13 protein-coding genes and 1 pseudogene are annotated in these 12,094 nt (G+C 71.6%); 7 read left to right on the plus strand and 7 right to left on the minus strand.

The genetic code is table 11. From position 1 onward, the window contains the following. Positions 1–44 precede the first annotated feature (44 nt). The 5 genes from otsB to NJE57_RS08955 all read left to right on the plus strand — a co-directional run bounded on the left by otsB (position 45) and on the right by NJE57_RS08955 (position 4,660). A complete protein-coding gene (otsB, locus tag NJE57_RS08935) occupies positions 45–815 on the plus strand; it encodes a trehalose-phosphatase (protein WP_319028049.1) in 771 nt (256 codons plus the stop codon). 91 nt (positions 816–906) lie between these two features. Further along, a complete protein-coding gene (locus NJE57_RS08940; protein WP_319028050.1) occupies positions 907–1,974 on the plus strand; it encodes a metal ABC transporter solute-binding protein, Zn/Mn family in 1,068 nt (355 codons plus the stop codon). Between the two features lie 4 nt (positions 1,975–1,978). Beyond that, a complete protein-coding gene (locus NJE57_RS08945) occupies positions 1,979–2,851 on the plus strand; it encodes a metal ABC transporter ATP-binding protein (RefSeq protein WP_413464389.1) in 873 nt (290 codons plus the stop codon). Further along, positions 2,851–3,699, plus strand: a complete 849-nt coding sequence (locus NJE57_RS08950; protein WP_319028051.1) for a metal ABC transporter permease — start codon at positions 2,851–2,853, stop codon at positions 3,697–3,699. The genes NJE57_RS08945 and NJE57_RS08950 overlap by 1 nt, the downstream gene beginning before the upstream one ends. A 10-nt stretch (positions 3,700–3,709) precedes the next feature. Further along, positions 3,710–4,660, plus strand: coding sequence for an aminoglycoside phosphotransferase family protein (locus NJE57_RS08955; protein ID WP_319028052.1), 951 nt, complete (start codon positions 3,710–3,712; stop codon positions 4,658–4,660). 19 nt (positions 4,661–4,679) lie between these two features. Here NJE57_RS08955 and rlmB read toward each other — a convergent pair whose 3' ends face one another. From rlmB to NJE57_RS08980, 5 genes and pseudogenes are all read right to left on the minus strand, one after another. After that, positions 4,680–5,648, minus strand: a complete 969-nt coding sequence (rlmB, locus tag NJE57_RS08960) for a 23S rRNA (guanosine(2251)-2'-O)-methyltransferase RlmB (protein ID WP_319028053.1) — start codon at positions 5,646–5,648, stop codon at positions 4,680–4,682. Position 5,649: 1 nt separating this feature from the next. Beyond that, a complete protein-coding gene (cysS, locus tag NJE57_RS08965) occupies positions 5,650–7,074 on the minus strand; it encodes a cysteine--tRNA ligase (RefSeq protein WP_319028054.1) in 1,425 nt (474 codons plus the stop codon). An 18-nt stretch (positions 7,075–7,092) separates the two neighbouring features. Next, positions 7,093–7,575 carry a 2-C-methyl-D-erythritol 2,4-cyclodiphosphate synthase gene (ispF, locus tag NJE57_RS08970; RefSeq protein WP_319028246.1) on the minus strand — a complete coding sequence of 161 codons (483 nt, stop codon included), beginning with the start codon at positions 7,573–7,575 and terminating at the stop codon, positions 7,093–7,095. Positions 7,576–7,596: 21 nt separating this feature from the next. Further along, positions 7,597–8,334 (minus strand): annotated as a pseudogene (ispD, locus tag NJE57_RS08975) (2-C-methyl-D-erythritol 4-phosphate cytidylyltransferase); the annotation flags it as partial. A 13-nt stretch (positions 8,335–8,347) separates the two neighbouring features. Then, complete coding sequence (locus tag NJE57_RS08980; protein ID WP_179524504.1) at positions 8,348–8,845, minus strand: CarD family transcriptional regulator; 498 nt, start codon at positions 8,843–8,845, stop codon at positions 8,348–8,350. Between the two features lie 198 nt (positions 8,846–9,043). On the opposite strand from NJE57_RS08980, the gene NJE57_RS08985 reads away from it, so the two are divergent. Further along, entirely contained in the window at positions 9,044–9,607 is a 564-nt protein-coding gene (locus NJE57_RS08985) for a hypothetical protein (protein WP_319028055.1), read from the plus strand. A 52-nt stretch (positions 9,608–9,659) separates the two neighbouring features. Then, complete coding sequence (gene disA, locus NJE57_RS08990; protein ID WP_319028056.1) at positions 9,660–10,712, plus strand: DNA integrity scanning diadenylate cyclase DisA; 1,053 nt, start codon at positions 9,660–9,662, stop codon at positions 10,710–10,712. Between the two features lie 16 nt (positions 10,713–10,728). Here the strand turns inward: disA and NJE57_RS08995 are convergent, their stop codons facing one another. Both NJE57_RS08995 and NJE57_RS09000 read right to left on the minus strand, forming a co-directional pair. Further along, a complete protein-coding gene (locus NJE57_RS08995; RefSeq protein ID WP_319028057.1) occupies positions 10,729–11,379 on the minus strand; it encodes a hypothetical protein in 651 nt (216 codons plus the stop codon). A gap of 56 nt (positions 11,380–11,435) precedes the next feature. After that, complete coding sequence (locus NJE57_RS09000; RefSeq protein WP_319028058.1) at positions 11,436–12,089, minus strand: carbonic anhydrase; 654 nt, start codon at positions 12,087–12,089, stop codon at positions 11,436–11,438. Between the last annotated feature and the right edge of the window lie 5 nt (positions 12,090–12,094).

Genomic DNA, 12,094 nt, shown 5'->3' on the forward strand with positions numbered 1-12,094 from the left:
CACATCACGACCGGCCGACGGGCCCGCCTCCTAACCTGGGAGCCATGACCACAGACGACGGCCTGTCCCCCGAACTCTCCGAGGCACTGCGACGGGCCGCGCAGGCACCCGCCCTCGTGATCGCCTGCGACTACGACGGCACACTGGCGCCGTTCGTCGACGACCCGACGCGCGCCGTACCGGCCCCCGGTGCCGTCGCCGCACTCGAACGCCTCGCCGCCCTGCCCCGGACCACCGTCGCCCTGCTGTCCGGCCGCAACCGCGCCGCACTGGCACAGGTGAGCGGCGCGGACACCCCGGTGGTCCTGGTGGGCAGCCACGGCTCGGAGTGGGAGGGCGGTTTCGACACGCCACTGGATGACGACGAGGTGGCGCTGCTGGCCCGCGTGGGTTCCGATCTCGAGGAGATCGTCTCCCGCACCCCCGGGGCGCACGTCGAGTCCAAGCCGACCGCCGCGGTACTGCACGTCCGGCCGGTCGAGGACCCGGACCTGCGCGCGCGGGCGATGTCCGAGGCGATGGCCGGGCCGGCCGCCCTCGACGGGGTGTTCGTGACCGAGGGGAAGAACGTCGTGGAGATCGCCGTCCGCGAGGCCAGCAAGGGCGCCGCGATCGAGAGACTGGTCGAGCAGACCGGGGCGCAGGTCGCCGTGTTCATCGGCGACGACGTGACCGACGAGCGCGGATTCGCCCGGTTGCGGAGCCAGGACGTCGGGGTCAAGGTCGGCGACGGCCGCACGCTGGCCGACTACCGAGTACCCGGGATACCCGCGGTGGTCGGACTCCTCACACACCTCGCCGACCTGCGCTCCTGACCGGTAAGCCACCCCGGATTCGCCCCCGGGAGAGGGCATCACCCTACACTTATCGACAACGGTTCCCATTGCTACGAGAGCGGTACTCGCGATGTCGTCATCCCCCCTCCCCCGTCACCACCGTCTGACCAGGGCAGCCGCCCTCACCGCGGCCGCCCTCGTCACCGGCGCCGTCCTCACCGCGTGCGGAGGGGGCGACGACACCGCCGACGAGAACGCCGGGGCACCGGCGGGCCCGACCATCGTGGCCTCCACCACCGTCTACGCCGACATCGCCGAGCAGGTCGCCGGCGGGAACGCGACCGTCGAATCGGTGATCTCCGACGCGGCCGCCGACCCGCACTCGTACGAGGCGAGCCCGGCCGACGCGGCAGCCGTCACGGACGCGGACCTGGTGGTCTACAACGGTGCCGGGTACGACTCCTTCGTGGACCGGGCCCTGGGCAACGCGGCCGACGTGCCCGTGGTGCGTGCGGTCGACGAGTACGCGCGGGTGACCGGTGAGACCATCGCCGAGCACTCGCACGGGGAGGAGAGCGAGGAGCACGGCGATGACCACGACGACGAGCACGGGGAGGTGCACGACGACGAGGCCCACGGCCACGATTCCGAGACCAACGAACACGTCTGGTTCAGCCTGCCCACCGCCGCGGCCGTGGCGGAACGGGTGGCGGAGGAGCTCGCGGAGATCGACGAGGCGAACGCCGAGGAGTACCGGGACAACGCCCGGCGCTTCGCCGACGGCCTGACACCGCTCGAGGAGCAGATCGACGAGATCCACGACCGCGGGCACTTCCCCTACGCGCAGACCGAGCGGATCGGCGCCCACCTGTTCGACGCCGCCCACATGGTCGACCTGACCCCGAGCGGATTCCTGGCCTCCGTGGAGGACGACACCGACCCGTCCGCCGCCGACCTCTCCGCCACACTCGATCTGATCGACGAGTCACGGGTGGCCTTCCTGGCGTTCAACACCCAGACCGAGACCGCGGTGACCGCCCGTGTCCGCGAGGCGGCCGAGTCGGCCGACGTCGCGGTCGTCGACCTCGCCGAGACCCTCCCCGAGGACGCGGACTACACCAGCTGGATGACGGACATCGTCGACTCCCTCTCCTCGGCACTCCAGGGCGCGACCCCGGTCTCCGACGGTGGGCACTGACCCGGTGTCCACCCACTCACGCGGCGCCCCCGGCCCCGGGCCCGTCGTCTCCCTGGAGTCCGTGACGGTCTCGCGCGGAGGGCGTACCCTCATCCGCGACCTCGACCTCGAGGTCGACGCCGGCGAGTTCATCGCGGTCCTCGGCCCCAACGGCGCCGGCAAGACCACCCTGCTCAAGGTGCTGCTCGGCGAGATCGCGCCCGACACCGGGTACGTGCTCGTCGACGGCCGCGCCCCCGGTGACCGGGGTACGCACCTCGGGTACGTGCCCCAGCAGAAGGCGTTCGACCCGGGCATCACCCTGCGCGGTCGCGACCTGGTGGGACTGGGCATCGACGGCACCCGATGGGGGCCGGGCCGGCCGTCCCGGCGCGCGGGCAAGCGGCAGGTCGTCGACGACGCCCTGGCGCGACTCGAGGCGGGGAAGCTCGCGGACCAGCCCCTCGGGCGGATGTCCGGAGGAGAGCAACAACGCGTCCGGGTGGCCCAGGCCATCGCCTGCGACCCGTGCGTCATGCTGTGCGACGAACCGCTGCTGAGCCTGGACCTGGCCGGCCAACGCACCGTCGCCTCCGTGCTCGACCACCGGCGCCGCGAGCACGGCACCGCCGTCGTCTTTGTGACCCACGAGATCAACCCGGTGTTGCCGATGGTCGACCGGATCATCTACCTGGTCGACGGGCGCCACCGCATCGGCACCCCCGACGAGGTGTTCACCTCCGAGGTCATGTCCGACCTCTACGCCTCGCCCGTCGAGGTCCTGCGGGTGCGTGGCCAGATCATCGTGGTGGGCGACACCCAGCACCTGTGCGCAGAACCCTGGTCGACCGGGCACCACCACCACGAGGACACCCATCCCGGACACGGAGCGCACTGATGGACCGCCTTCTCGAGATCGCCGGATCCATCGCCGACACCGAGGTCACCGCACAGCTCCTGCAGCAGGACTTCGTGCTCTACGGACTGATCGCGATCGCGCTGCTGGGACTGCTGGCCGGCGCGATCGGCCCGTTCATCGTGATGCGGCAGATGTCGTTCTCCGTGCACGGCGCCAGCGAGCTCGCCCTCACCGGCGCCGCCGCGGCCCTGCTGTTCGGCGCGAACCTCGGCCTGGGCGCGATCCTGGGCTCCGTGGTGGCCGCGCTGATGTTCGGGCTGATGGGCTCCCGGGCCTCGCAGCGCGACAGTTCGATCGGGGTCGTCCTGGCGTTCGGTCTCGGCATGGCGGTGCTGTTCATCCACCTCTACCCCGGACGGTCGGGGACCAGCTTCTCGCTGCTCACCGGGCAGATCGTGGGCGTGTCCGAACACGGCATCATCCAGATGGCGGTGGTCGCGGTGATCATCTGCGTCACTCTGATCGCCCTCTACCGGCCACTGGTCTTCTCCTCCGCCGATCCCGAGGTCGCCGAGGCACGAGGGGTGCCCGTGCGGGCCATCAACATGATCTTCGCGGTACTGGTGGGGTTGGCGGCCGCGCAGGCCGTGCAGGTGGTGGGCGCACTGCTGGTGCTCTCGCTGCTCATCACACCGGCCGCCGCTGCCGCCGCGGTCACCTCCAGCCCGGGGCGGGCGATCGCCCTGACGATCCTGTTCGCCGAGATCGCCGCGGTCGGGGGGATGCTCCTCTCGCTCGCCCCCGGGGTGCCGGTCTCGGTGTTCGTCACCACCATCTCGTTCGTCATCTACCTGGCATGTCGGGCGTTCGCGGCGGTTCGACGCTAGCGTCTGGTGCGTGCACCGCGACCCCCACACCGACAGTTCCGCCGAGGTCGACGCGATCCGGACGGCGTTCCCCACCCTGGAGTGGGGGGCCGTCACGCGGATCGACGAGGGCTGGGACCACGTGGTGGTCAGGTGCCACGGGTGCAGTGGCGTGGACTCCCTCGGACACCCGGAACTGGTGTTCCGGTTCCCGACGGAAGAGCAGGCGCTCGCGCAGCTCCCCGCCGAGATCGCGGTCCTCGAGCACCTGGCCCCCCGCGTCGACGCCGCGACACCCCGCTACACCCACGTCCCGGCGACCGGGGGGTTCGCCGGATACCCCCTGGTGCGCGGGGAGCGCCTGACCCCCGGACTGCTGCACTCGCTGCCGTCGACGGAGCGGACCTCGGTCGCGGCCCAGCTCGGGGCGCTGCTGGGGACGATGCACGCCATGGACACCACCGCGCCGCCGCTGGACCTGGTCCCGGACTCCTACCAACCCGAGAACCTGGACTTCGTGCGGGGGATCGTGGCCAATGACCTCCCCGCGGTGTTCACCGACGACGAGATGCGCACGGCGAACGAGATCTGCGACGAGGTCGCGGCACTGCAGTCCAGGCTGCTGCCGCGGGTGTTCCTACACAACGACGTCTACGTGCGTCACCTGTACTGGGAGCGGGGCCCGGGTCCCGGCCGACTGGGTCTGATCGACTTCACCGACATGTGCCTCGGCGACCCGGCCGTCGACTTCGCCGAACTGTACGAATACGGACCGCTCTTCGTCGACGAGGTGCTGGCGCACTATGCAGGGCAGGTCGGGGCAGGGCAGGTCGGGGCGGACGTCCTCGACCGGGCCTGGACCTATCAACGCTTCGCCGGGCTGTACATGGTCGTCGGCCACCTGTACTACGGCGAGGAGACGTGGGAGTACGCGCGAGCGACGTTCGACCGCTGCCGGTCGCCCCGCCGACCGCGGTCGTGACCGGGTCCCGAGGTGGCCGCTACTTCGCGACGCGTCGCTGGCGCGCGAACTCCGAGAGCACCACACCGGCCGCGACGGAGGCGTTGAGGCTCTCCACTCCCCCGGATATCGGGATGGACAGGATCGAATCGCAGTTCTCCCGCACGAGCCGCGACAGGCCCTTGCCCTCGGAACCCACCACCACGACCGTGGGGCCGGTGCCGTCGTAGGTGTCCAGGGTGGTGTCGCCGTCGGCGTCCAACCCCACGAGCTGCACCCCGGACTTGGCCCAGTCGAGCAGCGTGCGGTTGAGGTTGGTCGCTCGCGCGACGGGCAACCGGGCCGCGGCGCCGGCCGAGGCGCGCCACGCGACCGCCGTGATGGACGCGCTGCGTCGCTCGGGGATCAGGACGCCGTGCCCGCCGAAGGCGGCGACCGAACGGATGACGGCCCCGAGGTTGCGGGTGTCCGTGATGTTGTCCAGGGCCACGAGCAGCGCCGGCTCGGACGACCCCGTCGCGATGTTCAGCAGCTCGTTCGGGTCCGTGTACTGGTACGGCGGCACCTGCAGCCCGATCCCCTGGTGCATGCCGTTCGACACCATGCGGTCGAGGTCGGTCTTCGGGACCTCGAGGATCGAGATCCCCTTGTTGGCGGCGAGGTGGACGGCCTCGGTCAACCGCTCGTCCGCGTCCGAGCCGACGGCCACGTACAGCGCCGTCGCGGGGACACCGGCGCGCAGGCACTCCACCACCGGGTTGCGGCCCACCACGTACTCCGGCCCGTCCGCCTGCTTCTGCGCGTACCGACGGCGCTGTTGCGTCGTCTCCGCCTTTCGCGTGGCGGTCTTGGCCTTGCGGTGCGCCGAGTGGTACGTGCGGTCCTCGGCCTTGGGGGTGGCGCCGCGGGGCTCGAGACCCCGACGACGCTGGCCGCCGGACCCGACGACCTGGCCCTTCTTGGTGCCTGATTTGCGGATCGCTCCGCGTCGGGCCGAATTGCCAGCCATGTCAGTCCTTCCGGTTGGCGAGCGACCACTTGTGGCCGTCCGCGGTATCTGCCACCTCGACGCCGGCCGCCACCAGGCGGTCCCTGATGGCGTCGGCGGTGGCGAAGTCCTTGGTCCGGCGCGCGGTGTCGCGCGCCTCGAGTTCTGCCCGCACGAGCGAGTCGAGCGCTGTGGTGGCCGCGTCGTCCGCGCCGCTGTCGGCCGCCCACTGTGGGTCGAGGGGATCCACGCCCAGCACCGCGGTCATGGCCCGGACGGCCGACGCCGCGGCCAGCGCCGCCCCGACGTCCCCGGACGCCAGGGCGGTGTTCCCCGCGCGTACCCGGCCGTGGATCTCGGCCAGGGCGGCGGGGACACCGAGGTCGTCGTCCATCGCCGCGGCGAAGCCGTCGGTCCAGCCACCGACGGGCATCTCGTCACCGGGCCCGACCGCCTCGGCCGCGCGCCGCACGAAGGCCTCGATCCGCCGGTACCCGGCGGCCGCCTCCTGCAGCGCCTCGGGCGAGTACTCCAGCATCGAGCGGTAGTGTGCGCTGCCCAGGTAGTAGCGCAGTTCGACCGGACGCACCGTGGTGAGGATGTTGGGCACGCTGAGGACGTTGCCCAGCGATTTGCTCATCTTCTCCCCGGCCATGGTGACCCAGCCGTTGTGCAGCCAGTACCGGGCGAAACCGTCACCGGCCGCGTGGGACTGGGCCGCCTCGTTCTCGTGGTGCGGGAACTGCAGATCCAGACCGCCCCCGTGGATGTCGAAGGTGCCGCCCAGGTACCAGGTGGCCATGGCGGAGCACTCCAGGTGCCAGCCGGGCCGACCGTCGCCCCACGGGGTGGGCCAGCTGGGCTCCCCGGGTTTGGCGGCCTTCCACAGCGCGAAGTCCCGCGAATCACGCTTGCCCCGAAGGTCTGCTGATTCGCCCTGGTCCACCTCGTCGAGTCGGTGGCCCGACAGGTGCCCGTAGTCGCCCTCCGGCGCGGTCGACCAGGCGGCCACGTCGAAGTAGACGCTGCCCTCCGCCGGGTACGCGAAGCCGCGCTCGATGAGCCGCTCCATGTACTCGATCATCTGGGTGATGTGCCCGGTCGCCCGCGGCTCGGTGGACGGCGGCAACACACCGAGGGCGTCGTAGGCCCGGGTGAACTCGCGCTCGTGGGTGGCGGCCCACTCCCACCACGGCCGCTCGTTCTCCGTGGCCTTGGTCAGGATCTTGTCGTCGATGTCGGTGACGTTGCGCACGAACGCCACGTCGTACCCGGTCGCCAGCAGCCACCGGCGCAGGACGTCGAAGGCGACACCGGACCGGACGTGACCGATGTGCGGGACCGCCTGGGGGGTGGCTCCACAGAGGTAGACGGACGCGTGCCCCTCCCGGACAGGGGTGAACTCCCGGAGGGAGCGGGTGGCGGTGTCGTACAGGTGGAGCGTCACGGGGACCGAGTCTACCGGTCAGGCCCGGTACACCAGAGCCGTCGCCACAGCGGAGACCCCCTCGCCGCGGCCGGTGAAGCCCATACCGTCGGTCGTGGTGGCCGAGACCGAGACCGGCGCCCCGATGATCGCCGAGAGCCTGTCCTGCGCCTCGAGCCGCCGCGGGCCCATCTTGGGCCGGTTCCCGACCATCTGCACGGCGGCGTTGCCGATCGCCCACCCGTGCCCGGTGAGTTCCGCCACCGCCTCGCGGAGCAGCTGCTCGCCGGAGACGTCGTCGTACTCGGGGCGGCCGGTGCCGACCAGGGCGCCGAGGTCGCCCAGGCCCGCGGCGGAGAGCAGGGCGTCCACCAGGGCGTGGGCCACCACGTCGCCGTCGGAGTGCCCCTCGCAGCCGGCGTCGTCCGGGAAGTGCAGACAGGCCATCATGCAGGGCTTGCCCGGCTGCACCTGGTGGGCATCGGTGCCGAGGCCCACGCGGGGGATCACGGGTCCGGTCACGGGTCCTCCTGCGAGTTCGGTCGCCGCGAGTTCTGTCAGCGCGCGGACGTGGTCGGCGGGCGTGGTGATCTTGAACGCGAGCTCGTCGCCGTCGACGGTAGCCACGCGACGCCCGAGCCGTTCGACGAGGCCGGCGTCGTCGGTGGCGGCGTCACCGGCCGCGGAGTAGGCCGCCAGCAGCACCTCGGGTGCGAAGCCCTGAGGTGTCTGGACCGCGCGCAGTGCCGCACGGTCGGGGGTGCCGACCACGTGGCCGTCGTCGTCGACCTGCTTGACGGTGTCCACCACCGGGAGCACGGGTATCACCGCCACCTCCCCCTCTCGGACGGCGCGGACGACGCGGCGCACGGGCCCGGGGGGTGTGAGACACCGCGCCGCGTCGTGCACCAGGAGGACGTCGTACCCGCCCGCGCCGGACGTGGCACGGGTGGAGGCCAGGGCCGCGAGTCCGTTACGGACCGAGTCGGTGCGCTGCGTGCCGCCCGTGGTGACGACGACGAGGTGGTCGCCCGTCCGGAGCGGGGCCAGCATCGACTCCGTCTCGGACACGCGCTCCTCGGGGACCACCGCCACCACGTCGTCGACGACCCCGGAGTCCAGCAGTCCCGCGACCGCCCGCTCCAGCATCGTCCGACCGTCGAGTCCGACGAACGCCTTGGGCACACCGGCCCCCAGCCGGACGCCGGCCCCGGCCGCGGGAACGACGGCGGCCACCCTGCCCGTGGGGGCGGGGTGGCCACTCGACTCGTGCTCTGTCACCTGCCGGATCGTGTCAGGCCGGTGCGGCCGCGGCGGCCAGGACCTGTTCGAGCAGTTCGTCCGCACGGTGCTCGTCGGCACGGTCGGCCAGCGCGAGCTCGCCGACCAGCACCTGCCGCGCCTTGGCCAGCATGCGCTTCTCGCCGGCGGACAGGCCGCGGTCGAGATCACGACGCCACAGGTCGCGGACGACCTCGGCGACCTTGTTCACGTCACCCGACGCCAACTTCTCGCCGTTCGCCTTGTAGCGGCGCGACCAGTTGGTGGGCTCCTCCGCGTGCTCGGTGCGCAGGACATCGAAGACCTTGTCCAGCCCCGCCTCGTCCACCACGTCGCGCACTCCCACGTACTCGGCGTTCTCGGCCGGTACCCGGACCGTGAGGTCGCCCTGTGAAACCTTGAGGACGAGGTATTCCTTCTCGGTGCCCTTGACCGTCCGCATCTCGATCGCCTGAATGCTCGCAGCGCCGTGATGCGGGTAGACGACGGTGTCGCCAACCTTGAACTCCATGAGTGGCTTTCCCCTTTCGACTGACACATCTTAGCACGCCCTCAGTCCTGGGGTTATACGTTTACGCAGGTCAGCAACCCGATCGGGCTGGCCGAGGTTTGCGGGGTGCGCGAGGGACACACTCTGGCGCCGGTCACGACCGGGCGTGGACTACGATGAGACCCGCCTGGAAGCGACCATCCCCACGAGGAGCCTGACGTGACTTCACCGAACACCGGCCTGCGCCGCACCGCGCTTGTCGTCCTGGCCGTGGGCGCCTCCCTCGGCGTCTCGGCGTGTGGCGCCGGCCAGATCTCGCAGACGGCCGGCCAGGTCGCCGCGGTGGACGGTGGACAGGGGTCGGTCGGCGAGCTCTACGTCAACGACCTCGTGGTGGTCCAGCCCGAGTCCGGCGAGGCCCGGCTCGGTTTCGCCGCCTCTTTCACCGGCTCCGGCCCGGGTGACGAGATCTCCCTGGACCGGGTCGAGATCGACGGGATCGAGGCGCAGATCGGCGAGACCCAGCCCCTGCAGCGCGGGTGCTCCCTGATCGTCTCGGCGGACCCCGAGGCCACCCCGTCCCCGGCCACCGACGATCTCTGCGTCGAGCGGACGACCGCCACCCTGCCCGGTGCGGATGACCTGAACGTCGGCACGTCGGTTCCCGCCACCGTCTCCTTCTCCAACGGGGACCAGATCGACATGGCCGCGGCCGTGATCTCCGAGGTCCCGGCCAGCGACGAGTACACCCGTCCGGTCGAGACCCACTCCGAGGGGCACTGAGACGTCCGCCCTGTCCGCCCGCGCGGCCGACGGACCCCCCGTCGGCGCGGCCGTGCGCGCCGTGCTCCGGCGTCTCGCCCCGGGCACGCCCCTCCGTGACGCGCTGGACCGGATCCGCCGGAGCGGGACCGGTGGCCTCGTCGTCCTGGGAGACGACCCCGCCGTCCGGGAGATCTGCGACGGCGGAGTCGCGCTCGACGTCGAGTTCACCCCCGCCCGTCTGCGTGAACTGAGCAAGATGGACGGCGCCGTCGTCCTGTCCACGGACGGCGAGCGCATCACCCGCGCCAACGTCCACCTGGTCCCCGATCCCACGCTCCCGGCGGTGGAGACCGGGACCCGGCACCGGGCGGCCGAGCGCACCGCGTTGCACACCGGCGTCCCGTCGGTCGCGGTCTCCGCCTCGATGACCACCGTGACCGTCTACGCGGGTGGGCAGGCCCGCGTCCTCGTCGACCCCGTGGTCCTGCTGGCCCGCGCGGACCAGACCGTCGCCACCATGGAACGCCACAGCGCCCGCACCGCCCGGGCCCGTACCCGGCTCGACCGCGCCGAGATCGGCGGCTACGCCTCGGTCCGCGACGTCCTGACCATGGCCCAGCGTCTGATCCGCCTGGAGCGCCTGGGGACCGAGCTCGCCGAGCTCACCGTGGAGATGGGCGAGTACGGGCGGCAGACCACCCTCCAGCTGGAGGAACTACTGGCCGACACCCCGGACGAGCTGTGGGGCCTCGTCGCCGACCACCTCGTCGTGGATCCCGCCGGCGCGAGCGCGGTCCCGACGGCCGACCAGGTGACGACGGGACTCGAGCGCCTCGCCGCCCTCACCGACGCCGATCTCCTCCTGCCCGGCCCCGTGGCACGCTGCCTCGGCCTGCCCGCGGAGCCGGAGGACCTCGACGAGCACGTCACCGCGCGAGGGCACCGGATGCTCGCCCACATCCCCAGGCTCCGGCCCGTGCAGATCTCCGCCCTGGTCGAGCGGTTCGGCTCCGTGCCCGCACTGCTGGCCGCGGAACAGGCGGACTTCGCCGATGTGGAAGGGGTCGGCGCCCTGTGGGCCCGGCACGTCCGGCAGTGGCTCACCGGCCTGGGATCGACCTAGGGGCCGGACGCGGGAGTCAGTCGTCCTCGACCACGTTGAAGGTGGAGGCCGGGCTGAAGACGTTCCCGACCAGTGCGTACACCTGGTAGGCGCCGACCTCGACGGGCGTCCGGTCGGCCTCCGAGCAGGCGCCCTCAGCGGACCGACGACCGGTCCAGTCGATCTGGCGGGGCTCCGGCTCGCCGGGGCGCAACTCCACCTCGTCCTCGTCGCGGGGGGTGGTGCAGTCGATGCTCGACCACACCTTGACGTTGGTGTCGAGGCGGTAGACCTCGAACGACAACGGGGCCTCGGCCAGGTCTCGGTCACACGTGGCGTCCGAGGTGTTGAGGATGTTGACGAAGAACCGCACGTCCTCACCCACCGCGACGTTGGGCTCGGCGGACCAGACCTCCAGGCTCAGGTCCTCGTCCGCGCACCGGCCCCGCGAGGCCCCGCCGTCGTCGCGGGAGGTGGTCTCACTCGTCGTCGTCTCCGAGGTCGTGGCCGCTTCCGCCGACCCGGCGTCGCCGCCCGCCGCCGTCTCCTGGGTGTCCGTGCCGCTGTCCCGCGACGCCAGGAACAGCGCGAGCACCACTACCAGGACGGCGACGACCGCGACGCCGACAGCGGCGACGCGGCGCCGCACATAGACCTCGCGCGGTAGGGAGCCCTGGGGTTCGTGCACGGGCCCAACTCTAGAGCCGGGGTGGGCCCGCGCAGGATCCCCCTCGCGGCGTGTCCCTAGACCGCGATCATCTCCTCACCCGGTCCGTGCGGCGTGTCCTCGACATCGCCCACCACGCTGCGCAGATACGCACGCCCGTCGGAGAGCTTGTAGGTGACGCCGACGATGGCGAGTCGGCCCGCCTCGATCCGGTCGCTGATGATCTTCGACCGCTGCTGCAGGAGTTCACCCGTCTCCAGGACGTGGCGGGCCTCGAAGTCGTCGATGGTGTCGAGCCCCTCGCGACGCCCGTTGAGGATCGACGGCGAGACCTTCTCCACCACGTCGCGGAGGAAGCCCGGAGGGATCTCGCCGGTGTTCAACGCGTCGACCGTCGCCTTGACGGCGCCGCAACTGTCGTGACCCAGCACCACGATGAGCGGGGTGTCGAGCACGTGGACCGCGTACTCGATCGACCCGAGCACCGCCGAGTCACTGATGTGGCCCGCCGTCCGGATCACGAACAGGTCGCCCAGCCCCTGGTCGAAGATGATCTCGGCGGCGACCCGCGAGTCCGAGCAGCCGAACAGCACGGCCTTGGGGTTCTGCGCCGCGACGAGCTTCTCCCGTCGCTCGGTATTCTGGCTGGGATGACGCATCTGACCGCCGACGAATCGATGGTTGCCGTCGCGGAGCGAGGCCCAGGCCTTGATGGGATCGGTATGAGGCATGACTC

The organism is Dietzia sp. PP-33, from assembly GCF_033790845.1.
In the GTDB taxonomy this organism is placed as follows: domain Bacteria; phylum Actinomycetota; class Actinomycetes; order Mycobacteriales; family Mycobacteriaceae; genus Dietzia.

What these genes read in the sequence shown, in the direction of transcription:
- NJE57_RS08940 (WP_319028050.1), top strand. Translation starts at nt 907, where the DNA reads ATGTCGTCATCCCCCCTCCCCCGTCACCACCGTCTGACCAGGGCAGCC.
- rlmB (WP_319028053.1), bottom strand. Translation starts at nt 5,648, where the DNA reads ATGGCTGGCAATTCGGCCCGACGCGGAGCGATCCGCAAATCAGGCACC.
- otsB (WP_319028049.1), top strand. Translation starts at nt 45, where the DNA reads ATGACCACAGACGACGGCCTGTCCCCCGAACTCTCCGAGGCACTGCGA.
- NJE57_RS08980 (WP_179524504.1), bottom strand. Translation starts at nt 8,845, where the DNA reads ATGGAGTTCAAGGTTGGCGACACCGTCGTCTACCCGCATCACGGCGCT.
- NJE57_RS09000 (WP_319028058.1), bottom strand. Translation starts at nt 12,089, where the DNA reads ATGCCTCATACCGATCCCATCAAGGCCTGGGCCTCGCTCCGCGACGGC.
- NJE57_RS08950 (WP_319028051.1), top strand. Translation starts at nt 2,851, where the DNA reads ATGGACCGCCTTCTCGAGATCGCCGGATCCATCGCCGACACCGAGGTC.